Below are 22,354 nucleotides of genomic sequence, written 5' to 3' on the forward strand. Positions count from 1 at the left end.
TATGGATAAATACATCGGAAAAAGGCTGGACGGCCGGTATGAGATCCGGGAGCTGATCGGGATCGGCGGGATGGCCAACGTCTACAAGGGATACGACATCGTCGAAAACCGCCCGGTGGCGGTGAAAATCCTGCGGGACGAATACATGGGCAACGAGGAATTCCTGCGGCGCTTCCGCAACGAATCCAAGGCGGTCGCCACCCTCTCCCACCCCAACATCGTCAAGGTGTACGACGTCAGCTTCTCCCAGAAGATGCATTCCATCGTGATGGAGTACATCGACGGGATCACCCTAAAGGAGTTTATCGACCAGCAAGGCAAGCTCAGCTGGAAGGAGACGCTTCACTTCACCGTGCAGGTGCTGCGCGCGCTGCAGCATGCGCACGACAACGGGATCGTCCACCGGGACATCAAGCCCCAGAACATCATGCTGCTCTCGGACGGAACCATCAAGGTTACCGACTTCGGGATCGCCCGCTTTGCCAGGAGCAACACCAAGACTATTACCGACCGGGCGATCGGCTCGGTGCACTATATCTCCCCCGAGCAGGCGCAGGGCGGGGTGATCGACGAGAAGACCGACATCTATTCGGTGGGCGTGATGATGTACGAGATGCTCACCGGAAAGCTGCCCTTCGACGCGGAATCCCCCGTGTCGGTCGCCCTCAAGCAGATCCAGTCCCAGCCGGTGCGCCCGATTGCGCTCAACCCCGAGATCCCCGAGGGCCTCGAGGCGATCACCATGCGCGCCATGCAGAAGGACCCGGCCCGGCGCTATCAGTCCGCGGCCGAGATGCTGCGCGACATCGACGAATTCAAGAAAAACCCGAGTATAAGCTTTGCCTATAAATATCTCACCACCCCCGAGGCGGCCCCGGTGCACGCCAACGCCGCCGAAGGGCATACCCGCTCGCGCACCGCGGTCCACTCCGCCAATGTGGCCGCGGCCCAGAAGCTGGGCAAAAAGCATGCCGCGCCCGAGCCGCCCGCCCAGGATGAGGACGACGATTTCGACGAGCCGCGGCGCATCCCCTTCCTCTCGGTGCTCACCGGGATCACGGTGGCCTTTGTGCTGGTGTCCGCCATCTTCGTGGGGACGATGTTTTACTTCAACAACCCCTTCCAGACGGTGGAGAACGTCAAGGCCCCCGATCTGGTGGGGCAGAAGTTCGACTCGGTCAAGTACGACCCGACCTATGCGGATGTGGAGATCCGGGTCGAGCGCAAGGAATTCAACGACAAGTATGAAAACGGAGAAATCTACGAGCAGAACCCCAAGGCCGGGCGGGACATCAAAAAGGGCTCGGTGATCGAGGTCAAGGTCAGCGCGGGCGCGCAGGTGATGACCCTGATGGACCTTAGCGGCATGGAGGTCAACGAGGCCTATACCGCGCTCAAGGCCAAGGGGCTCGAAAAGGTCAACGAGATGCGGGTCTACTCGGACACGGTGGCCGAGGGGTACGTCGTCAAGACCGATCCCGAGCCGAACACCCAGGTGGGGCCGGACACCGAAATCCAGGTCTTTGTGAGCATGGGGCGGGAGAACAAGATGCTCTCCATCCCGAACGTCGAGGGGATGAACGTCACCGACGCCAAACGGCTGCTCAAGAACTTCAAGATTTCCATCGGTAAGGTGGAATCGGTCGAGAGCGACCTGCCGCCCGGGACCATCGTCAAGCAGTATCCCGAGGAGGGGGCCGAGGTGCCGCAGGGCAGCTCGATCGACGTCGAAATCAGCTCGGGCGACGGGGACTTGCAGAAGCTGTCTATCGCCATCACCCTGCCGAAGATCGACTCGCTGGTGACGGTCGAGGCGTGGCTGGACGGCGTGCTGATCCACGAGGAGAAGATGACCCCCGCCCAGCAGGAGGACACCAAGTGGGAGAAGGCCTACGAGGGCTATGGCACCCAGACGCTGGAGATCCGGATCAACGGGGTGCTCTACCAGTCCTTCGAGGTGGACTTCGACGAGGGCAAGCACCGCAAGGAGGTCGACAACTCCGAGATGTTCACGTCCGGCGTGCCCGAGAGCAGCGGCGGGGAGGATTCCAGCAGCTCGGAGGAACCGGAGGATGAGGAATAACCGATGACGCCAGAGTATCAGCAGGGATTGATCGTGCGGGCGCTGGGGGGCTTTTACTACGTCAAAACCCCCGGCGGGACCTATGAATGCAAGGCGCGCGGGCTGTTCCGCAAGGAGGGGATCAGCCCTTTGGTGGGCGACCGGGTCAAGATCCAGCTCACCGGGCAGCAGGGCTTTATCGAGGAGATCGACGAGAGGCGCAACAGCCTGATCCGCCCGCCGGTGGCCAATCTGGACCGGCTGGTGCTGGTGGTGTCGGTCGTTTCGCCGCCGCCAAACCTCCTGGTGCTGGACAAGATGATCGCCATCGCCGAATACAAGAACATCGAGCCGGTGCTAGCGGTGACCAAGACCGACCTGTGCGAGGACAGCTCGGAATACGACCGGCTCTGCGCGCTCTACCGCGAGGCGGGCTTCCGGGTCTTTGCCGTGTCGGCCGTCACGAGGGAGGGCACCCGCCCGCTGCGGGAATACCTCTCGGACGGGATCAACTGCTTTTGCGGGAACACCGGCGCCGGGAAGTCGAGCCTGCTCAACGCCATCATGCCCGATCTCGCGCTCAAGACCGCCGAGATCAGCCAGAAGCTCGGCCGGGGCCGGCATACCACCCGCCATGCCGAGCTCTACGAGCTCGAGGGCGGCGGCTACATCGCCGACACCCCCGGCTTCTCGGCGGTGGAGCTCTCCCGCTACGAGGTCATCCGCAAGGAGGAGCTGCAGCGCTGCTTTCGGGAGTTTGCTCCCTATCTCGACGGCTGTCGGTTTACCGGCTGCTCACACACCTGTGAAAAGGGGTGCGCGGTGCTAATCGCCGCCGGGGAGGGCAGGATCGCCGAAAGCCGCCTGCAAAGCTACAGGGTGATGTACGAGGACGCCAAACAGATCAAGGAATGGGAGCTCGATAAGCGATGAAAAGGGGACTGATCGTCGCCGCCGGGGAGGGGGTCCCCCCCAGGCTGCTGCAAGCACTCGCGGATGAGAGCGACCTTGTCTACGCGGTGGACGGCGGCTACCGCCACTGTCAAGCTGCGGGGATCGCCCCCGACCTGCTGCTGGGGGACATGGATTCGCTGGGGATACCGCCCGAGGAGACGGGGGTGCCCTTCGAGCGCCTCCCCTGCGAGAAGGACGACACCGACGCCCTCTATGCCGCACGCAGGCTGCTCGCGCAGGGGGTGGAGCGGATCACCCTCGCCTGCGCGCTGGGCGGCCGGCTGGACCACATGCTGGGGAACCTCGGCGTGCTCTGCTTCCTGCTCGAGCAGGGGGCCGCGGGCCGGATCGTGGATTCCCGCTGCTGCGCCGAGGCATTCGCGCCGGGGGAGCACACCCTAAAAAAGGAGGGCTACAACCTCTTTTCCCTTTTCCCGCTGGAGGGGGCCTGCGAGGGGGTCTGCATTCAGAATGCGAAGTATCCGCTGGAGCGTTACCGGCTGGTCATGAGCTTTCCCATCGGGGTGAGCAACGAGTTCCTTTTGGGGGATGCGCGCGTGTCCTTCGAGAGCGGAAAGCTGCTGGCCATCCGGCTGAAAATTTGATCCGGGCGGGATAATGGAAGAGTTTTGGGAAAATCTATCATTATCCAAGATTTCTGTCAAAAGCCTATTGACAATTATACTTAAATAGTATACAATTGAGCTACAATCTGAATGTTATAATTTAGGAGGAAATAGAAGATGGCGAGATATGTGTGCACGGTGTGCGGTTATGTGTACGACGAGGCCGAGGGCTATCCGGACGGCGGGATCGCGGCCGGGACCAAATGGGAAGATGTTCCCGACGATTTCGTTTGCCCGATGTGCGGCGTTGACAAATCGATGTTCCAGGCGGAATAATTGCAGGACGATCGGCCTCCGCCTTATGCGGGGGCCGATTTCAAAGAGAAGGAGAATGCAAGATGATCAAAATTTCCGATTCGGTCTATTCGGTCGGGGTGCTCAACCCCAATCTGCGGGTGTTCGATATCGTGATGCGCACCGACTTCGGCACCAGCTACAACTCCTACCTGGTGTGCGGGGAGAAGAAGGCGCTGATCGAGACCTGCCACGACACCTTCTTTGAGGCGTATCTGGAGAACATCCGCGAGGTGTGCGACCCGGCCGAGATCGATTATATCATCCTCAACCACACCGAGCCGGACCATTCCGGCGCGCTCTACCGGCTGCTCGAGCTCTGCCCCAAGGCCGAGATCGTCTGCTCGCAGGCGGCCTCGATCTATTTAAAAAACATCACCAACGCCAAGGATTTTCAGGCGAAGGTGGTGCGGGACAACGACACCCTGGACTTGGGCGGCGGGCGCGAGCTGCGCTTCATCAACGCCCCCTTCCTCCATTGGCCGGACAGCATGTTCACCTACCTGCCGGACGAGCGGGTGCTTTTTTCCTGCGACTTCTTCGGCTCCCACTACTGCGAGCCGCGGATGATCGATGTGCACATCACCTATCCCGCCAAGTACCAGGTCGCCCTCAAGGGCTATTTCGACGCGATTTTCGGGCCCTTTAGACCCTATGTGCTTAAGGGGATCGAAAAGATCAAGGACCTGCCGATCGACTATGTCTGCACTAGCCACGGCCCGGTGCTCACCCCCGGCGGCCTTTTCCCGCAGGTGCTGGCGCAGTATACCGAATGGGCGCAGCCGGTTAAAAACGACAAGCCGCAGATTCCGATCTTCTACTGCTCGGCTTATGAGAACACGCAGCGGGTCGCCGAGAAGCTGCGCGAGGGGGTCTTAGCGGTGCTGCCCGAGGCCGAGGTCCCGCTTTACAACATCATCGACCACGATATGGGGCTGCTGCAGGAAAAGCTGGGCTGCTCCGACGCCTTCATGGTCGGCTCGCCGACCATCAACCGCGACGCGGTGCCGCCCATCTGGGAGCTGCTCAGCCATGTGGACGCGATCAACAACCAGAAGAAGCCGGTGCTGGTCTTCGGTTCCTTCGGCTGGAGCGGCGAGGCGGTTCCCGCCATCATCAGCCGCCTGAGCCTGCTGAAGCTCGCCGTCTTCGGCGAGGGCTTCAAGGTCAACTTCGTGCCGGATGAGCAGGACCTCGAAAAGGCCGTGGCGCTCGGCCGGGAGTTCGCCGAAAGCCTCAAAAAGTAATATTCAATACGGATATTACAAATAGGATAATAAAACAGCCGCTGCGGGACCCCGCAGCGGCTGTTTTTGTTTGGGCGGTTACGCTTCGCTTTGCGGCTTTGTCTCGAGCTCGCGGAAGAGCTTTCGCGAAAAGCGCAGGAACATCAGGAAGGTGACGCTCGCCGCGGTGATGTCCGCGATCGGCTCGGCCAGGAAGATTCCGAAGGTCCCGAGGAAGCGCGGCAGCACCAGCGCCAGGGGGATGAGCAGGATCACCTTGCGCAGCAGAGCCAGGAAGAGGGAGGTCTTGGCCTGGCCCATCGCCATGAAGCACTGCTGGCAGCTGAATTGCAGCCCGATCATGAAGACGCCCGCCATGTAGATGCGCAGCGAATGGACGGCGACCTCCATCAGCTCGGGCTTGTCGTTGAAGATCAGGATAAACACCTGCGGGAAGAATTGCAGCGCCGCCCAGAGCAGGCAGGAGGCGATCACGCTCACCTTGATGAGCAGCTTGTAGGTGTGCTTGACCCGCTCGTAGTTGCGCGCGCCGTAGTTGTAGCTGATGATCGGCTGGGCGCCCTGTCCCAGGCCCATCAGCGGCATGGACATGAACTGCATGATGCTGCTGATGATGGTCATCGCGCCGACATACAGGTCGTTGCCGTAGCGCTGCAGCCCCGAGTTGAGGGTGATCATCACCAGGCTCTCGGTGGACTGCATGATGAACGGGGAGATCCCGAGGCTGAGGATCGCGCCCATGATGTCACGGCGCAGGGGCATGTGCCTGAGGGTCAGGCGCAGCACCGTCTTTTTGCCCGTGAGAAAGAGCAGCACCCAAACGGCCGAGACCGCCTGCGAGAGGATGGTCGCCAGCGCCGCGCCGCGCACCCCCATATCAAAGGTGAAGATAAAGAGCGGGTCGAGCGCGATGTTGAGCACCGCGCCGATCAGGACGGTGAGCATCCCCTCCTTGGCGAAGCCCTGGGTGGTGATGAAGGCGTTGAGCCCCAGGGCGATCATCACGAAGACGGTGCCGCTGACGTAGATGGTGATGTAGCGCACCGCGTATTCGATGGTCGCCTCGGAGGCGCCGAAAAACATCAGCAGCGGGCGCTTGAAGGCGAGGAAGAAGGCGGTCAGCACCACGGCGAGGATCAGCAGCGAGGTGGCGGCGTTGTTGAGGATGCGGTTGGCGCGCTCGCGGTTATCCCGCCCGAGCTCGATCGAGGCCAGCGGCGCGCCGCCCATGCCGACCAGCGCGGCAAAGGCCGAGATCAGCATGATGATCGGGAAGGTGATCCCCACACCGGTGAGCGCGAGGTCCCCCACCCCCTCCATATGCCCGATGTACATCCGGTCCACAATGTTATACAGGGCGTTGATCAGCTGGGCAGTGATGGTTGGCACCGCCAGCCTCACCAGTAGTCTGCCGACCGGCCCGGTGCCGAGGTCGTTCACCGAATTCTGCGCGTTCTTCATGAGCATTTCCTTTCGCGGGACCCCTGTTACAGCGCGAAAAGAGACCGCGCCGCCGGTTTGGGGATCATGCCGGCGGAAAGGTCTCGAAGGGCCCGAACCAAATATTGATAACTGATTTATTATATCAGAAAACTTTGAACACAACGTAAACAAAAGGAAGTTTTCGCGGGGTTTCTCACCTTTTTTCCCCGCCCGGCGTATCCTATAGTAAGGAAAGCTGATGGGAAGGGGGGAGGAGCATGCCGCGCGGTCCCGGAAGCGGGATCTGGTGCAGAACGGCGGTCATGTTCGGCTGCGCCATGTTCCTGATCTGCTTTTGTCCGATCCGCCTGGTGCTGATCATCGCCGCATTCCTGCTCATCCTGGCGGGCGTCTCCTCCTGGAGATGCTGACTGCCGGCCAAAGCGTACATTCAATACTTTCAGTTTGGGAGGAGACCCGGTATGAAGATCGTCGTTGTCAAGAGCCCGAAGTTTTTAAGCCCGATCCTGCGCATGCTCTTTAAAATTAAGAAGGAAGAGGCCTGATCTTTGAGAGGCCCCCAGGGAGCAAAAGCGAGGCCCTTTCTCGTCGTTTAGAGAAAGGGCCTCGTATTTTATTCTTTTTCTTCCCGTTCGCGCTCCCGCTTTTCCTTGCGGGACTTTTCCTTGGGCAGCGGCTCGGGGGGCGGGGGCGGCAGCTTTTCCGCGCGCACCATCGCGATCCGGCGGTCCTCCACCGCCAGCACCGAGAAGATCACGTCCTCGATCTGCACCGAGGGGTGTTCATCCTCCTTGGGGATGTAGCCGAGCAGATCGGTGATGAGGCCCCCCAGCGTGTCGTAGTCGTCGTTCTCTTCGTCGAAGGTAATGTTCATCAGCTTCTCCACGTCCTCGAGCGAGACCGAGCCGTCGAAGTCATAGAGGGTGTCGCTGATCTTGCGGACCTCCTCCTCCTCGTTGTCGTACTCGTCCTGGATGTTGCCGACGATCGACTCGAGCAGGTCCTCCATGGTCACCACACCCGAGGTGCCGCCGTATTCGTCCACCACGATGGCCATCTGCAGCTTCTTCTCCTTGAAGGAGTGCAGCAGCTCGCTACAGTTGTTGGATTCGGGCACGTACATCGCCTCGCGCATGATCGAGCGCACGGATACGCTGTCGTAGTCGGGGTTGCCCACCAGCGAGAGCATATCCTTGACGTAGAGGATGCCGATGATGTTGTCGATGTCCTCCTCATAGACCGGGATGCGGGAGTATCCCTCCTCGATCGCGAGCTGGATGATGTCGGAAATCTTCTCATCGGCGTCCGCCGCCACCAGCTCGGTGCGGTGGGTCATCACGTCGCCCGCGGTGCGCTCGTCGAACTCAAAGATGTTGTCGATCATGTCCTTTTCGCTCTGCTCGATGACGCCCTTTTCATTGCCCACGTCCACCATCATGCGGATTTCTTCCTCGGTGACCTTGTTGGGCTCGTCGTGCGGGTTGATCCCGCACAGACGCAAAATGCCGTTGGTCGAGGCGCTCAGCAGCGCGACAAAGGGCTTTTCCACTCTATAAATTGCGGTAAGCAGGCCGGAAATTTTGTATGCGATCGCTTCGGGATAGAGCATGCCGAACCGCTTGGGCACCAGCTCTCCGAAGACCAGGGTGAAGAAGGAGAGCAGGATGGTGATCAGCGCCAGCGAGATGATGTGCAGCACCGGGCGCGGGATGGGCACAAAGGTGAGCGCCGCGACCAGCATTTCGGCGAAACGGTCGGCCGCCACAGCCGAAGCGAGCAGCCCGGAAAGGGTGACGCCCACCTGGATGGTGGACAAGAAGCGGGAGGGCTCGCTGACGAGGGCAAGGATGCGCTTGGCGCGCTTATCGCCGTTTTCGGCCAGGCGCTGCACCTTGTTGTCGTTGAGGGAGATCACCGCAATTTCGCTGAGCGCGAAGAATGCGTTGGTCAGGATCAGGACGATCAGCAATACAATGTAGGTCAACCAATTACCGTCAGGGTCGGGCATGTTTATAACCATTCCTTTCAATGTTCGGGGCTGTGCCCCATGGTGATGAGGCGCCGGGCCGAATTACCTCAAAATAGATAATACTGTAAAACCGGGGTTCTGTCAACGGCCAAAACCGGGCCAAATACTTGACTGAGGCCCCAAAAAGGTGTATCATAATTAAGATTCCCGCACGGCACGCAGCCATGCGGGCTCTAGATCGGCCGCCGTGGCGAAATCGGCAGACGCAAGGGACTTAAAATCCCTCGCTGGCAACAGCGTACCGGTTCAAGTCCGGTCGGCGGCACCAGCGGCGAGCCGCCGCTTCCAAACGCGCTCCTCACAAATGTGAGAGCGCGTTTGGTTTTTTTGCATGGGGATATTTTGAAAATTACAATATAATGTGTGAAAAAGTGATACGTTAATGTAACGATTTTAGAATACCTCCCTTTACGATAGGACAGTAACAATGGAGGTATTAAAAATATGGAAAATAAAAGTAGTAAACAGGTCACAAAGACAGGGTTTGTCTTATGTGGGGCTGATAAAAAGTATATACGCAGCAAAAATCAATACCCTAAAATGGAATCAAAATATTTACAAGTTATTTGTGAATCCGGAGCCTGTGAAAACTGCCAACGACACAGCGGTATCCCTGTACTTACTTTAGAAGGCGCAATAGGAGAAAATCTTCCACCATTTCATCCAAACTGCAAATGTAGAGTGGAACCGTGGGAAATTGACTCTTGGCAGGCTGAAAATTTCATCTGGGCAAAAGTGGATGACGAAAGTCTGAACTGTGAACAGAGATCGCAGCTACTGATTGATTTTTATCATATTACAGACTTTTCAATTCAATCCATTCGAAGGGTTTTATTTATTTTACGCAATCCTGATATTTACGGGAATACGAATGAGTCAGTACTCGATCAGATAAAAACGTTCTTTTTTATTTTGGGAAAAGCTCCGCAATCATTAGGAAAGGAAATGGAGCTTCCAAAAGAAAATGTTAACTTTGAAATGTACCGATGGGAGGATTATAATGGAATAAAAAGAGATAATCCTAAAATCATGCAAGATATGGCTTATACGGACCAAGACGGGTTTCGACGAATTCATGTTTCGGGGTTGGAAGAAGCTGCCTATATGGCTGCGCTGGGGTCTTTTTACTTAAAAGATGAAATGGGGAAAGTGAATCCCAATGGCGTTGTCTTCCAAGTATATTTGTCCAATGGATATTCGTTTTATTTGGTTGCCGGAGATATGAAAGCAGATAATGATACCAATACAGACACGCATCAATATACTTATAATGTAGATTATAATATTATTGAGTCTAATACGGACATAATTGAGTTCATCATTGACCGGGCTCAAATGGATTCCAAGATGTATGAAAATAATTTCAAAGAAATACCTTCCTATTTTCATGGTGGAATTATTAGAATGGAGAAACTTCCTATGACAGTTCTAAACAAGTAGGAAAGGATGTGGCTTTGTTGATAAAGCTCTTTAGATTGCTGGGTTTATTTTTGGCGGCGTCGTTGACATTTTGCGGCTGCCAGGACACAAGGGACAATTCCTACACGATGGAAGCCCCTTTGGCTGAGCAACCCGCAGGCTCCACCACTACCTCCTCTTTGGAAGCGTCATCGGCGGCTGCAACAGAGCTGCCTAGGCCGCCCGCCTTGTACCCCAAGGTTTGGGAGGCACTTCACGCCTTCAACTGGATGGGAAGCGACGGGGTTTCTGAGGAGCGATTTGCAGGAAAGCCATTTTTACAGGAAAACGACGACGGGATAACCGGTGCCGCGGGGGTTCTGGACATCGACCGGGATGGTGAACCGGAGTTCGTGATGGGAATCTGGCACTGTCCTAGGGGAATCCCGTCGGTGGAAGTCTTCGAGTTCAGGGATGACCGCTTGCAATCGGCCGGCGGCTTCTTCCAAAGCAAGTTTTATCAAAAGGAGGGCCCAATTATGCTCTCCTTTTATCGGGACGCACAGAATCGCCTGCTGCTGGTGCAGCAAACGCACGCTGGCTACGGCGGCTGCAATGATACATGGGTTGCGACGGATGTGAACAGTCTGCAAACCTTTCCGATAGCTGGACTGTACAGCGGTTATGACCAAGACCCGATAGGCTACTATGTCTATCCGTCCCCGGATAATGAACAAATTCGTTGTACCAATCATTTTTTATGCACGGGTGATTTGCTCTACAAGGGCCCGAATACAGGAATAGAGGTAACAAAAGAGGAATATGAAAAGCGAATTCAGGAGTATATGAGTTCGCTCGCCTGGGCAGAGGATGTGCCGTTTGAGTATAGCATTTATTATCATTTATACAACTGGTACGATATCGGGATTGAGTTTCGTTATAAAGAGATTGTGGAGGCGGACGATGGCCCTTATGGAGAAACCTATGCAGAATATCAGTCCCCGGAGAAATTTAAAGAGACCAGCGATCTGGTGGCCGACGCCGTGTATGCGGATTACGTCCAGGCCATGACAGGCCATGAATAAAAAATGAAAAGTCCCCGCGTGAAACTGGCGGTTTCACGCGGGGACTTTTCTGATCTGGCTGTACTTTCATCTACGGCCTTCGCCCGGGCCTGGAGCCCGCCGCCCGCCAGGAGAAATCCCCCTTTACCGATTGACCGCCTTCCCCTCACAGATGGCGAGCCACTCGCAGCCCCCGCATACCTGCCGCAGCCTGCCGGGAAGGATGATTCGCTCCGTTACCCGTATGCAGTATTCCCCCCAGGAAAGGAGATCCCCCTCCCGCAGCGCGCACAGCCGCAGCACCGCCGTGTCGTAGGCGCGCACCTTCTGCCCGCTCTCGCAGGTCCCTTTGCAGTTATGGGGGCAGTGCGCGCAGATCACGTCCGCTTCGCACCAAAGCCGTACCGGCCGCGACGGGTCGCCGCCGAGGTCTTGCAGCACGGCGGTCATATTCTTAACGAACCCTTCGCTGTAGCCTTTTCCTTCAAAAAATTGCGCGCACAGCCCGTGATGGGGCCGAAGCGCCACCGCCTCAGAGCAGCCCATGGCGTGAGAGGGGATCGCGTAATTTTCGGCAGAGGCTGGCGGCCAGCAGGATTTTAATCACATCCCCCGGCAGGAAGGGGAAGACGCAATAGAGGAGGCTGGTCCACAGGTCCATCCCGGTGACGACCATGAACCAGATCGTCCCGAAGAGGTAGCAGGCCGCCACCCCAATCGCCATGGACAGGCAGAGCCCCCAGAAGGAGCGCAGCCGGCCCGAGAGCGCGCCGACGATCGCGGCGGCCGCGATATAGCCGATGATATACCCGCCCGTCTTGCCGAAGAGGATGCCCGGTCCCCCGGTCAGCCCCGCAAAGACCGGCGCGCCGATCCCGCCGAGCAGCAGGTAGATCACCATGCTGATCGCCCCGTTTTTCGCCCCCAGCAGCCCGCCGGCCAGGTGCACCGCCAGCAGCGCCAGATTGATCGGCACCAGCGGCAGAGGAATTTGAATCTGCGAGCAGACCGCCGTCAGGGCGGCGAACAGGGCGCAAAGCAGCAGCTGCCGGGTGCGGCTGCGGCCCGCGGTGGTGGTGCGGGTCGTTTCCATGGGTGTTTCCTCCTTGCCATACTTCGATAGGAATATGATAGCGGAGCGGCTTTCTTTTGTCAACTATAAATTTTAAATTGGTTGACTAAAAGATGTTTGTCTTTTCTCCTTCTTCTTGCTATACTGAAAGGAGCGAAAAACCGGGAAAAACAGTGTATGAAGGGCGAGGGGACTGGTTATGAGGATCATCATAGTGGGGCTTGGCAAGGTTGGGCTGGCGCTGACCGCCATGCTCTCGCGGGAGGGCCATGACTTGGTGGTGGTGGACTGCGACCCCGTGGTATTGCAGAACACCCAGGAGACCTTCGACGTGATCGGCGCGGATGGCAACGGCGCTGCGCTCGGCGTGCTGCGCGAGGCGGGGGCGGAATTTGCCGATCTGATCATTGCGGTGACGGGGGCGGACGAGATCAACCTGCTCTCCTGCGTCACCGCCAAAAAGCTCGGCTGCGCCCACACCATCGCCCGGGTGCGCAACCCGGAATATGTCAAACAGCTCTCGCTGCTCAAGGAGGAGCTGGGGCTGAGCATGGTCATCAACCCCGAGGATTCGGCCGCGCGGGAGATCAGCCATATTTTGCAGTTCCCCTCCTTCATCAAGCGGGAGTCCTTCGCCAAGGGGCGCGTGGAGATCGTCGGCCTTAAAATCCGGCAGGGCTGCACCATCATCGGCAAGCCCCTCAGCGAGCTCTACCGCGAGTCGAAGGTCAAGGTCCTGGTCTGCGCGGTGGAGCGGGAGGACGAGGTCTTTATCCCGGACGGGAACTTCGTCATCCGGGCGGGGGACAAGATCCACGTCACCGCCGAGACGAACAACCTGGCGGGGCTGATTAAATACCTGGGGATCCCCATGCAGAAGGTGCGGGACGTGGTCCTGATCGGCGGCAGCAAGATCGCCTTCTACCTGGCCCGGCGGCTGATCGTGGCCGGGATCAGCGTCAAGATCATCGAGAAGGAATACGAGCGCTGCGTCAAGCTCTCCGAGCAGCTGCCCCGGGCGTTGGTCATCAACGGTGACGGCTGCGCGCAGAAGCTGCTCGATGAGGAGATCAACCGCAAGGCCGACGCGGTGGTGGCGCTGCTCAATATCGACGAGGCGAACCTGGTGGTCTCGATGTACCTCTCGGGGCTCGGGGTGCCGATCATCGTGGCCAAGATCGACAGGACCGAATACATGGACGTGTACAAAAACTTTGGGCTCGAGTCGATCATCAGCCCCAAGGGGATCATCTGCAACGACGTGCTGCAATACGTGCGCGCGCTGTGCAATTCGGCCGAAAGCTCGGTCATCACCCTTTACCGCCTGGTCAACGACCAGGTCGAGGCGCTGGAATTCAGGGCCGCCAAGGATACCCGCTATCTGGGGGTGCCGCTTGCAAAAGCGCCCATCCGCAAGGGGGTGCTCATCGCCTGCCTCAAGCGCGGCAGCACGATCATCTTCCCAAGCGGCGACGACAGCATCCAGCTCGGGGACACGGTCATCGCCGTCACCTCGGGCGAGCGCACCATCGGCGAGCTCAACGATATTTATCACTAAGCTGAAAGGCAGGAGAACCGCCATGAATCACCGCGTGGTTGCCCGGCTGCTGGGAAGGATTCTGATCATCGAGACGATCGCGCTCGCCCTCCCGCTGACGGTCTGCCTGATCTACGGGGAGGCCGGGAGCGCAAAGGCCTTCCTGATCACCATGGCCTGCACCGCGGCCGTGGGGCTGCTGGCGCTGCGGGTCAAGGCCCAGCACAAACAATTTTACGCTTTGGAGGGCTTCGTGGTCACGGCGCTCTCCTGGATCGTGATCTCGCTCTTCGGGGCGCTGCCCTTTTACCTCAGCGGGGCCATCCCCAGCCTGATGGACTGTTTCTTCGAGGTGGTCTCGGGCTTCACCACCACCGGGGCGAGCATTCTCAGCGACGTCGAGGCCCTCTCCCACGGGCTGCTCTTCTGGCGCAGCTTCACCCACTGGCTGGGCGGGATGGGGGTGCTGGTCTTCCTGCTGGCGGTCGCCTCGATCGGGAAGGGGGACGGGCACGAGCTCTATCTGCTCAAGGCCGAGAGCCCCGGCCCGAACGTCGGCAAGCTCACCTCCAAGGTGGGGAAGAGCGCCAAGATCCTCTACGGGCTCTATGTCGTCTTCAGCCTGGTGGAGGTGTTGTTCCTGCTGGCAGGCGGCATGCCGCTCTATGACAGCCTGTGCACCATGTTCGCCACCGCCGGCACCGGCGGCTTCGGGATCAAGAATACGAGCATGGCCTTTTACCAGAGCTACTATTTGCAGGGCGTTGTGACGGTGTTTATGGCGCTCTTCGGGGTGAACTTCAACATCTTCTTTCTGCTGCTCATGCGGGAGTTTTCCCAGGCCTGGCACGACGAGGAGCTGCGCGTCTACCTGGGGATCATGCTGAGCTCGATCGCGCTGATCACCCTCAACATCCTTCCGATTTATGGGAACACCTTCGAGGCGTTCCACCAGGCCGCGTTCCAGACGGTCTCGATCATGACCACCACCGGTTTCACCACCACCAACTTCGACATGTGGCCCGAATTCTCCCGCAGCCTGTTGGTGCTGCTGATGGTCGCGGGCGCCTGCGCGGGCTCGACGGGGGGCGGGATGAAGACGGCGCGGCTGGTGATCGCGCTCAAATCGGTCAAAAAGGAGATCAGCCGCATGCTCCATCCCAGGCAGGTCAAGATCCTCAGGATGAACGGCAAGCAGCTGGACAACCGGATCGTCAAGGGCGTCTCCCTCTTCATGACCGCCTATTTCATCACGGTCGCCGCCTCCTTTTTGATCGTTTCATTGGACAACAAGAGCATGGTCACCAACCTGACGGCGGTGCTGTCCTGTCTCAACAACATTGGCCCCGGGCTGGACCTGGTGGGCCCGCTGGGGAATTTCTCCAGCTTTTCCAACCTGAGCAAGGCGGTGCTGACGCTGGACATGCTGCTCGGGCGGCTGGAGTTCTTCCCGGTGATCTTCCTCTTTAACCCCGCGGTCTGGCGGGTGAGGAAGCGGATCCACGAACCGGATTGAGGATAGGACCTAAACGGACATTGCTGATAATTTGCCAAAAGAAAAGCCTGTTTTTCGTCAAACTGCCGAAAAACAGGCTTTTCAAAGAATTTATCAGAATTCGCTTGACAGAACAATATAGAACATTATACAATGACCGTGGGTTCTAAATCTTGAGAAAACGGGAGGAATCACAAATGGAAAAAACCAGAGAAGAGTACACAAAAAGCATTAACGAAGGCGTAGCGCAGAGAGAGGCCGTTGAGAAGGCAGTTGCCGAGATCTACAAGAAGGGCTGCAAGAACGTATTTCTCGTCGGCTGCGGCGGAAGCCTGGCTGTCATGTCCCCGATGAGATACTTCATCGAGAAGTACTCCGAGCTGCCGGTTTATGAGTTCAACTCCAACGAGTTTGTGCACATGAAGCCCAGACAGTTCTGCAGCGAGTCCATGTTCATCACCTCTTCCTACACCGGCACCACCCCCGAGACCGTTGCCGCCGCCCAGTACGCCAAAGAGACCGGCGCGCACATCATCGCTTTCACCGGCAACCTCGAATCTCCTCTGGCCCAGACCGCTGATTACTCCTTCTCCTGCGGTTCCAAGCTGATCATCATGTATCAGATCATCTTCTACATGCTCCGCCTGCACGGCGACTTCGACCAGTACGAGGAGATGCAGGACATCCTCTCGAAGATCGCGGACGAGATGTACGATGCCAAGCTGGCCGCCGAGGATAAAGCCAAGGAGTTCGCCAAGACCTATAAGGACGAGAAGTTCTTCTTCGTCACCGGTTCCGGCGCGGGCTACGGCGAGTGCTATACATACGGCAACTGCATCCTCGAGGAAATGCAGTGGATCTATGCGCATCCGGTGCATGCCGGCGAGTTCTTCCACGGCGCGTTCGAGATGCTCACCGAGGAAAGCCCGATCATCGTGCTGCAGGGCGAGGACGCGACCCGTCCGCTGTCCGACCGCGTGCTGAGCTTTGCCAAGCGCTACACCAAGAAGATCATCCATGTCGACACCGCCGAGTATGCCGATCAGATGCCCAGCGTCAAGGGGATTTTCCGCGAGGTGTTCACCCCCTTCATGCTCACCGAGATCCTGGCGGTTTACTCCTACGAGCTGTCCGTCATCCGCAACCACCCGCTCAAGACCAGAAGATACATGTTCAAGGTGGAGTATTAATCTCCCCGGCAAACAGAGTGATAACACCAGGGGCGCATGCTTTTGCATGCGCCCCTGGTGTTATATTGCCGAGTGGGAACGGATCAATTAAACAATCATGTTCACGGTCTGACCTTACACGGCTCGCTAACTATTTATTGATTAGATAAATAAAATATGTCCTATATCCTCTCATAAGGGTTTATAAAAATATTTAATAACGGATTGAATATGGCCTGTTTTAAATATCCTCTCATTTTCCTTAGCGGCCGAATCATGATGGTAAAATTTTGACCAGTTGGGGAGATGGCTGCAAAATACCAAGTAGGGCATTGTTTTTAATTTCAGCAATAATTTTTAATTTTTTGGATGGCTTTACTGATTACACTCAAACTGATGGAGAAGCTGGTAAAGGTTCATCCGGTTGACAAAAAGGATAGCTGTCATCTAGAGAAAATGAAAGTCGGCTTATATTGCCTATAACACCTAGACCAATCATGCCGCAGCATAGGAGATTTCGCGCTATGGGTGGAAGGTTTAAATGCCCGAGATGCCGTTTATCTGTACCTCAATACCAAGGAAAAATTCGATACTTCCACACCTATGGACCGGGCCATAATATTATATATTACACTTTCGCTAACGTGAAACCGGTGGGTGGAGATGCACCAAGTCAACGATCTGTGCGCGTGCTAGCATAATCATATTGCCCTGTATCTGCTCGGCTTTAGCTTTGCGAACATACTTGTGAAAAAAATAATTAACTATTTACCGATGTTGCCTATATCAACCAATAAAATTTTTCGTTAAAATAAAATGAGGATAAAAATGTAAAATAGCAACATTAATTAGAAAACGGAGGCAAGGTCATAATGAAAGGGTATAGAGTCACAGAGGAGCTACTGGCGGGATTCGCAGAGCACCTGCGGGAAGAGGAGCGGAGTGGCGGAACGATAGAAAAGTACCTGCGAGACGTTAGACAATTTTCCGTCTGGTTGGGGGGAGAGGAGGCAACTAGGGAAACGACCTCCAGATGGAAGGAATGGCTTCTGGAGTTAGGCTACCGCCCTCGGACGGTGAATTCAATGCTCATCGCCCTCAACCGCTTCTTCATCTTTGCGGGGTGGCAGGAGTGTCGGACAAGGTACCTGAGGATTCAGCGTCAGATGTTCTGTATCCGGGAACGGGAACTGACCCGGGAAGAATACGAGCGATTGGTGGAGACGGCCCAGGACTTGGGCAAGAAGCGTCTAGCCCTATTGCTCCAGACTATCTGTGCTACCGGTATCCGAGTCAGTGAGGTGAGATATATCACGGTGGAAGCCATCCAAGCGGGGCGGGCAGATATTTCCTTGAAGGGGAAGATTCGCACCATCCTGCTGCCAGGTAAGCTGTGCCGTAAACTGGTAAAATACGCTAAAAAACAAAAAATTGTCTCTGGCGAGATTTTTATTACCAGAAGTGGGAGAGGAATTTCCCGAAGACAGATATGGGCAGAAATGAAAGCCTTGTGTTGGTTGGCGAAGGTGGATCCAGCCAAAGTGTTCCCCCACAATCTACGCCATCTCTTTGCTCGGATATTTTACCAGGTGAGCCGGAACATTGCCCAACTGGCGGACGTTCTTGGGCACAGTAGCATCGAGACCACCAGAATCTACTTGGTTTCCAGTGGGGCGGAGCACATCCGGCGACTGGAACAGTTGCGACTGATCCTTTAAAGATAGTTATAAACATAATTCTTACTTGGACTAGAATTATTCTTTATGGGGAATGCTGAAAAACTTTCAGTATTATCAAATTTGGGGTCTTTTAATAAATCCAATAGAAAAAGGCAGGGGAAAAAGGCAGGATGCAGAAAACTGCTTCCGGCCTTTTTTCCATGCTCAATTATGACGTTATTTCTTGCATCAAGAGGAACACTATGCTAGAATATAAAATAATATTTAGGAGCTGTAAGGCAAAGATTGACAAAGTAAGAATTACGTTGTCAATAGCAATGAGGGATGGAATGATACTTATCGGAAGCTATGTTTCCGGGACTAAGAAAAGTTCAATGCTGACTCCAAGTAATTATAATCAATGGATATAGCCCGGAACTGGAGTCGGTGATGTATAAGACTTTTACAGGGTTTGGTATTTTAGAGGCTAATGCAAGTTGCCGGATGCATTTTTGCGAAACTTAGAAAAATTGATAAGGAAGTGAGGTAAGTACTTTGGAAAATATTTTGAAGAAACTCCAAATTTTTTCGGAGCTCAATTTTAGTAAAGTTTCCCCCTGCTTCTGGTGGGCTGCGGGAAGTAGCTTAGTGTTTGGCTTGTTTTATCATATTTCCGCTATAACCGGCTGGATAGCCAATTGGGATGTCATAGCTCATGAAATATCACAATACAATTATAATCATTTGATTGCTCAGGGAAAGCCGTTATTCCCGATTATGGTCAAATTATTGGGTAGTGTCAGTATTGGCAGTTTGAACAGCTTGATGGCTATTTTCTTCATTTCTATTGCTTCTGCAATTTTAGGAAACATATTTGCAATTAAAACTAAGCTTACGGCTCTTCTGATGGGAGCTGTCTTGGTAACTTTTCCGTCCGTTATGTGTACTTTTGCCTATGAGATGGAGAACGTTTTCTTCTTGTCGATGCTTTTAGCAGTGATCGGTACTTATTTTGCGCAAAAGGAAAGTAAGAGGCGAAATATCGTCTTAGCTATTATCTTTATTACAGTTTCTTTGCTCACCTATCAGGCCTACATTGGTGTTGCGGCAGCGGTACTAATTTTTCTATGTATTTATGAATTGCTTTTTACAAGTTCAGAGATTTCGACTGTCTTTAGAAAAGGCGTTAAGTATATTTTGATTCTGCTTACCTCTTGCGTACTTTACTATGTTATTTTGAATCTTTATCTTGATATTAAAGATATGTCTTTGTCGGGCTATCGTGGGATCGACCAGATGCAGCATGTGGAGTTTGCACAAATTCCTGGCTTGCTAATTGGAACATATCAATCAGTTTTGGGTTTTTTCTTTAAGGATCAATTTGGAGCGATCGGGTATCTAAACTTTCGGTGGCTTTACTGTATAATCACGCTGTTATTTTTAGTGTTAATTGCTTTGGCAATTTTTAAGAACAAGTCGCAAATGAAACCTATAAAATTGTTGTTGGTGACCACGTTAATACTGATACTCCCCTTTGGGGTTCATCTAATTGCGGTTTTGGGGCAAAATTCAAATACTCATTGGCTGATGAAATACCCATTTGTGCTGATTTTTGTATTTGGTTTAGTTCTGGCGGAGAAAACCCTTACGACTTTCGATGACGGCAGCGTTCAAAAAGAGAAAATTGGGAGATTGCAAATATATTTACCGGTATTGGTTTGGGCGCTCATTGCTGTACAACTTTTCCAGTGGTTTGTTTTAACAAACGCCGGCTATACGCGTCTACGGCTGGGCTATGAAGCGGATTATGCCGCTGCTGTGCAAATTAAAACGGACTTGACCAATGTGGAAGGTTTTGATGTTTCGTCTGAGGTTATGTTTGTGGAACCATTTTCTCTTAGCTCAAAAGACCAACTTTATTATATGCAGCCATATACCGGTGTCTCCAATGGGGAAAATTTCTATGCATACTATCATTTCCCCAAAATGATGGAATGCTATCTGGGTATGTCATATAAGGGTGTGAGTTCCGACCTAAGAGAAGAGATTAAGTCCACAGAAGAATTTATGAAAATGCCCTGTTTTCCTGCTCATGGCTATATCAAAAAAATTAACGATGTCATTGTAGTGAAGCTTGGCGAGGGGTCATAAGGTTGGCACGGCCTTGTTTTTGGCGGTATGGTAATACTAATCTGTTAATAATATGAGGAGAAAACATGAAAGTAGTTCTTTTAGCCGGCGGCTTCGGCACCCGGATCTCAGAGGAAAGCCAGTTCAAGCCTAAACCCATGGTGGAGCTCGGAGGGATGCCCATCTTGTGGCACATCATGAAGCTCTATGCCGCACATGGCTTCAATGAGTTCGTGATTTGTGCAGGCTATAAGCAACATGTTATCAAGGAGTATTTTGCCGACTACTTCCTTCACACTTCGGACATTACGTATGATTTCACTCAGGGCAAAAACGAAATGATTGTCCATCACAACTCGTCAGAGCCCTGGAAGGTAACAGTGGTGGATACCGGCCTCAACACCATGACCGGAGGCCGAGTAAAGCGTGTAAAGGAGTACATTGGAGAGGAACCCTTTATGCTCACCTATGGTGATGGGGTTTCGGACCTCAATATTACGGAGCTGGTGAAATTTCACCAGTCCCATGGAAAGATGGTAACCATGTCTGCCTATAACGCCGGGCAGCGTTTCGGCGTACTGGATATCGGCGACGATGGGTCCATCCGGGAGTTCCGGGAAAAGACCCAGGGTGACGGTAATATGATTAATATTGGTTTTATGGTCTGCCAGTCGGAGTTTATCGATTACATAGAGGGTGACAGTACTGTGTTGGAAAAGTTGCCCCTGGAATCGATGGCAAAGCTGGGCCAGCTTATGGCCTACAAGCATGAGGGTTTCTGGCAATGTATGGATACTGTGCGGGAGAAGGAAGCCTTGGAAAAACTGTGGGCGAAGGGACAAGCCCCCTGGAAAGTGTGGACCGACTGATGAAAGATATCAGATTTTACCGCGGCAAGCGGATATTCATTACCGGCCATACCGGCTTTAAGGGGAGTTGGATGTGTCGGGTTCTGGTGGGAGCCGGAGCCGAAGTTACTGGCTACAGCCTGGAACCTCCTACGCAGCCAAACCTGTTTAGTTTAGCAGGCCTAGAAGGGCGAATGACCAGCATCATTGGGGATATTCGAGACATGAGTAAACTAAGTGCAGCCTTTGAAGCCGCCCGTCCGGAGATTGTCCTGCATTTAGCAGCCCAGCCCATTGTCCGGGACAGCTACAAGAACCCTCGCTATACCTATGAAACTAATGTGATGGGAACAGTGAATTTGTTGGAATGTGTGCGGATTTCACAGACGTCTGTGAAATCAGTGGTGAATATCACCACTGATAAGGTGTATCAGAACAACGAGTGGTGTTGGGGGTATCGGGAAAATGAGCTTTTGGACGGCTTTGATCCCTATTCTAACAGTAAGAGTTGCTCAGAGTTGGTGACTCACAGCTACAAAAACAGCTTTTTTGCCGATGGGTGTCTCCCTATTTCTACGGCCAGAGCGGGCAACGTCATCGGCGGCGGAGATTTTGCAGATGACCGCATCATTCCCGACTGTATCCGGGCCCAGGAGAAGGGTGAAGTTATCCTTGTGCGCAACCCTTTTTCTACTCGACCCTATCAGCATGTTTTGGAGCCGGTAGTGGCCTATTTGATGATTGCCGCCCGGCAGTATGAGGAGCCGTCCCTGGCGGGGTGGTACAACGTGGGCCCTGATGACTGTGATTGTGTCGCTACCGGTAGATTGGTAGATCTTTTCTGTCGCACATGGGGTGGAAGCGCCCGGTGGAAAAATCAGGTCGAAAAGAACGCCCCTCATGAGGCCAACTTTCTGCGCTTAGATTGTTCCAAGATAAAGATGATTTTCGGATGGACTCCCCGATGGCATATCGAGGAGGCAGTCGGAAAGACGGTAGAGTGGACGCAGGTATGGATGTCCGGCGGAGATGTCCCTGGAGAGATGGACCGGCAGATCGCCGCGTATTTGGAGACTTGAGAATGTTTTAATGGCAAAACGAACGGGCAGTGCAGCAGCAGGAGATTTTGGATGCCGTTGCTATTTGCCATCATACTTTAGCATGGCAATCGCATTGTCTATGCATTAAAGTAAAAGGTGTATAGTCCCGGATGTTGTTCAGTGGAAATCTTATGAAACGTTCTTGTTTCGATCGGATGCCCTAGAGTGATTAAGAAATATTGTGTCGTGGAGACATTGAAAATATTGACTGTATTATGTAAGATACCT

The 22,354-nt window shown here is 54.4% G+C and carries 20 protein-coding genes and 1 tRNA gene; 17 read left to right on the forward strand and 4 right to left on the reverse strand.

Annotated features, from left to right (window positions below; all coding sequences use genetic code 11):
• The first annotated feature begins 1 nt into the window (after position 1).
• The 5 genes from pknB (at position 2) to EDD78_RS08915 (ending at position 5,183) form a co-directional block, all read left to right on the forward strand.
• Entirely contained in the window at positions 2-2,083 is a 2,082-nt protein-coding gene (gene pknB, locus EDD78_RS08895) for a Stk1 family PASTA domain-containing Ser/Thr kinase (protein ID WP_079700022.1), read from the forward strand.
• 3 nt (positions 2,084-2,086) lie between these two features.
• Positions 2,087-2,995, forward strand: coding sequence for a ribosome small subunit-dependent GTPase A (rsgA, locus tag EDD78_RS08900; protein WP_079700021.1), 909 nt, complete (start codon positions 2,087-2,089; stop codon positions 2,993-2,995).
• Complete coding sequence (locus tag EDD78_RS08905) at positions 2,992-3,621, forward strand: thiamine diphosphokinase (RefSeq protein WP_132084716.1); 630 nt, start codon at positions 2,992-2,994, stop codon at positions 3,619-3,621. Before rsgA ends, EDD78_RS08905 begins: the two co-directional genes overlap by 4 nt.
• Positions 3,622-3,759: 138 nt before the next feature.
• The gene (locus tag EDD78_RS08910; RefSeq protein WP_079700019.1) at positions 3,760-3,918 is read left to right on the forward strand and encodes a rubredoxin; all 159 of its coding nucleotides are present in this window, start codon (positions 3,760-3,762) and stop codon (positions 3,916-3,918) included.
• Positions 3,919-3,980: 62 nt separating this feature from the next.
• Positions 3,981-5,183, forward strand: coding sequence for an FprA family A-type flavoprotein (locus EDD78_RS08915; RefSeq protein WP_079700018.1), 1,203 nt, complete (start codon positions 3,981-3,983; stop codon positions 5,181-5,183).
• A 78-nt stretch (positions 5,184-5,261) separates the two neighbouring features.
• Here EDD78_RS08915 and EDD78_RS08920 read toward each other — a convergent pair whose 3' ends face one another.
• Positions 5,262-6,650: an MATE family efflux transporter gene (locus EDD78_RS08920; protein ID WP_350308584.1), complete on the reverse strand. Its 1,389-nt coding sequence runs from the start codon at positions 6,648-6,650 to the stop codon at positions 5,262-5,264.
• A gap of 233 nt (positions 6,651-6,883) precedes the next feature.
• On the opposite strand from EDD78_RS08920, the gene EDD78_RS13995 reads away from it, so the two are divergent.
• A complete protein-coding gene (locus EDD78_RS13995) occupies positions 6,884-7,036 on the forward strand; it encodes a hypothetical protein (protein ID WP_159449047.1) in 153 nt (50 codons plus the stop codon).
• A 51-nt stretch (positions 7,037-7,087) separates the two neighbouring features.
• Entirely contained in the window at positions 7,088-7,171 is an 84-nt protein-coding gene (gene spoVM / locus EDD78_RS14265; RefSeq protein WP_117507962.1) for a stage V sporulation protein SpoVM, read from the forward strand.
• 68 nt (positions 7,172-7,239) lie between these two features.
• Here the strand turns inward: spoVM and EDD78_RS08930 are convergent, their stop codons facing one another.
• Entirely contained in the window at positions 7,240-8,610 is a 1,371-nt protein-coding gene (locus tag EDD78_RS08930) for a hemolysin family protein (protein ID WP_286170818.1), read from the reverse strand.
• A 226-nt stretch (positions 8,611-8,836) separates the two neighbouring features.
• Between EDD78_RS08930 and EDD78_RS08935 the strand changes: the two genes are divergently transcribed.
• From EDD78_RS08935 to EDD78_RS08945, 3 genes are all read left to right on the forward strand, one after another.
• Positions 8,837-8,923, forward strand: a tRNA-Leu gene (locus EDD78_RS08935).
• A 176-nt stretch (positions 8,924-9,099) separates the two neighbouring features.
• Entirely contained in the window at positions 9,100-10,095 is a 996-nt protein-coding gene (locus EDD78_RS08940) for a structural protein (protein WP_132084718.1), read from the forward strand.
• A gap of 17 nt (positions 10,096-10,112) precedes the next feature.
• Complete coding sequence (locus EDD78_RS08945) at positions 10,113-11,138, forward strand: hypothetical protein (protein WP_132084719.1); 1,026 nt, start codon at positions 10,113-10,115, stop codon at positions 11,136-11,138.
• Positions 11,139-11,261: 123 nt separating this feature from the next.
• Here EDD78_RS08945 and EDD78_RS08950 read toward each other — a convergent pair whose 3' ends face one another.
• Both EDD78_RS08950 and EDD78_RS08955 read right to left on the reverse strand, forming a co-directional pair.
• Positions 11,262-11,663 (reverse strand): DUF1284 domain-containing protein, encoded by a 402-nt coding sequence (locus EDD78_RS08950; RefSeq protein ID WP_132084720.1) that lies wholly within the window; start codon positions 11,661-11,663, stop codon positions 11,262-11,264.
• On the reverse strand, positions 11,650-12,210 hold the full coding sequence (locus EDD78_RS08955) for a biotin transporter BioY (RefSeq protein WP_132084721.1): 561 nt from the start codon (positions 12,208-12,210) through the stop codon (positions 11,650-11,652). Before EDD78_RS08955 ends, EDD78_RS08950 begins: the two co-directional genes overlap by 14 nt.
• Positions 12,211-12,388: 178 nt before the next feature.
• Between EDD78_RS08955 and trkA the strand changes: the two genes are divergently transcribed.
• The 7 genes from trkA (at position 12,389) to rfbG (ending at position 22,105) form a co-directional block, all read left to right on the forward strand.
• Entirely contained in the window at positions 12,389-13,747 is a 1,359-nt protein-coding gene (trkA, locus tag EDD78_RS08960; protein ID WP_079700011.1) for a Trk system potassium transporter TrkA, read from the forward strand.
• A 22-nt stretch (positions 13,748-13,769) separates the two neighbouring features.
• A complete protein-coding gene (locus EDD78_RS08965; protein WP_132084722.1) occupies positions 13,770-15,242 on the forward strand; it encodes a TrkH family potassium uptake protein in 1,473 nt (490 codons plus the stop codon).
• 176 nt (positions 15,243-15,418) lie between these two features.
• Positions 15,419-16,411 (forward strand): SIS domain-containing protein, encoded by a 993-nt coding sequence (locus EDD78_RS08970; RefSeq protein WP_079700009.1) that lies wholly within the window; start codon positions 15,419-15,421, stop codon positions 16,409-16,411.
• Between the two features lie 851 nt (positions 16,412-17,262).
• Positions 17,263-18,108: a tyrosine-type recombinase/integrase gene (locus tag EDD78_RS08975; RefSeq protein ID WP_132084723.1), complete on the forward strand. Its 846-nt coding sequence runs from the start codon at positions 17,263-17,265 to the stop codon at positions 18,106-18,108.
• Positions 18,109-18,603: 495 nt separating this feature from the next.
• A complete protein-coding gene (locus tag EDD78_RS08980) occupies positions 18,604-20,199 on the forward strand; it encodes a glucosyltransferase domain-containing protein (protein ID WP_132084724.1) in 1,596 nt (531 codons plus the stop codon).
• A gap of 65 nt (positions 20,200-20,264) precedes the next feature.
• Positions 20,265-21,047: a glucose-1-phosphate cytidylyltransferase gene (rfbF, locus tag EDD78_RS08985; RefSeq protein WP_132084725.1), complete on the forward strand. Its 783-nt coding sequence runs from the start codon at positions 20,265-20,267 to the stop codon at positions 21,045-21,047.
• Positions 21,047-22,105, forward strand: a complete 1,059-nt coding sequence (gene rfbG, locus EDD78_RS08990; RefSeq protein ID WP_132084766.1) for a CDP-glucose 4,6-dehydratase — start codon at positions 21,047-21,049, stop codon at positions 22,103-22,105. The genes rfbF and rfbG overlap by 1 nt, the downstream gene beginning before the upstream one ends.
• The last annotated feature ends 249 nt before the right edge of the window (positions 22,106-22,354 follow it).

This window comes from Harryflintia acetispora, from assembly GCA_004340125.1.
GTDB lineage: Bacteria > Bacillota > Clostridia > Oscillospirales > Ruminococcaceae > Harryflintia > Harryflintia acetispora.

What these genes read in the sequence shown, in the direction of transcription:
- trkA (WP_079700011.1), top strand. Translation starts at nt 12,389, where the DNA reads ATGAGGATCATCATAGTGGGGCTTGGCAAGGTTGGGCTGGCGCTGACC.
- spoVM (WP_117507962.1), top strand. Translation starts at nt 7,088, where the DNA reads ATGAAGATCGTCGTTGTCAAGAGCCCGAAGTTTTTAAGCCCGATCCTG.
- EDD78_RS08970 (WP_079700009.1), top strand. Translation starts at nt 15,419, where the DNA reads ATGGAAAAAACCAGAGAAGAGTACACAAAAAGCATTAACGAAGGCGTA.
- EDD78_RS13995 (WP_159449047.1), top strand. Translation starts at nt 6,884, where the DNA reads ATGCCGCGCGGTCCCGGAAGCGGGATCTGGTGCAGAACGGCGGTCATG.
- rfbG (WP_132084766.1), top strand. Translation starts at nt 21,047, where the DNA reads ATGAAAGATATCAGATTTTACCGCGGCAAGCGGATATTCATTACCGGC.
- rfbF (WP_132084725.1), top strand. Translation starts at nt 20,265, where the DNA reads ATGAAAGTAGTTCTTTTAGCCGGCGGCTTCGGCACCCGGATCTCAGAG.
- EDD78_RS08955 (WP_132084721.1), bottom strand. Translation starts at nt 12,210, where the DNA reads ATGGAAACGACCCGCACCACCACCGCGGGCCGCAGCCGCACCCGGCAG.
- EDD78_RS08965 (WP_132084722.1), top strand. Translation starts at nt 13,770, where the DNA reads ATGAATCACCGCGTGGTTGCCCGGCTGCTGGGAAGGATTCTGATCATC.
- EDD78_RS08920 (WP_350308584.1), bottom strand. Translation starts at nt 6,650, where the DNA reads ATGCTCATGAAGAACGCGCAGAATTCGGTGAACGACCTCGGCACCGGG.
- EDD78_RS08905 (WP_132084716.1), top strand. Translation starts at nt 2,992, where the DNA reads ATGAAAAGGGGACTGATCGTCGCCGCCGGGGAGGGGGTCCCCCCCAGG.
- EDD78_RS08940 (WP_132084718.1), top strand. Translation starts at nt 9,100, where the DNA reads ATGGAAAATAAAAGTAGTAAACAGGTCACAAAGACAGGGTTTGTCTTA.
- EDD78_RS08915 (WP_079700018.1), top strand. Translation starts at nt 3,981, where the DNA reads ATGATCAAAATTTCCGATTCGGTCTATTCGGTCGGGGTGCTCAACCCC.
- EDD78_RS08910 (WP_079700019.1), top strand. Translation starts at nt 3,760, where the DNA reads ATGGCGAGATATGTGTGCACGGTGTGCGGTTATGTGTACGACGAGGCC.
- pknB (WP_079700022.1), top strand. Translation starts at nt 2, where the DNA reads ATGGATAAATACATCGGAAAAAGGCTGGACGGCCGGTATGAGATCCGG.
- EDD78_RS08975 (WP_132084723.1), top strand. Translation starts at nt 17,263, where the DNA reads ATGAAAGGGTATAGAGTCACAGAGGAGCTACTGGCGGGATTCGCAGAG.
- EDD78_RS08950 (WP_132084720.1), bottom strand. Translation starts at nt 11,663, where the DNA reads ATGGGCTGCTCTGAGGCGGTGGCGCTTCGGCCCCATCACGGGCTGTGC.
- rsgA (WP_079700021.1), top strand. Translation starts at nt 2,087, where the DNA reads ATGACGCCAGAGTATCAGCAGGGATTGATCGTGCGGGCGCTGGGGGGC.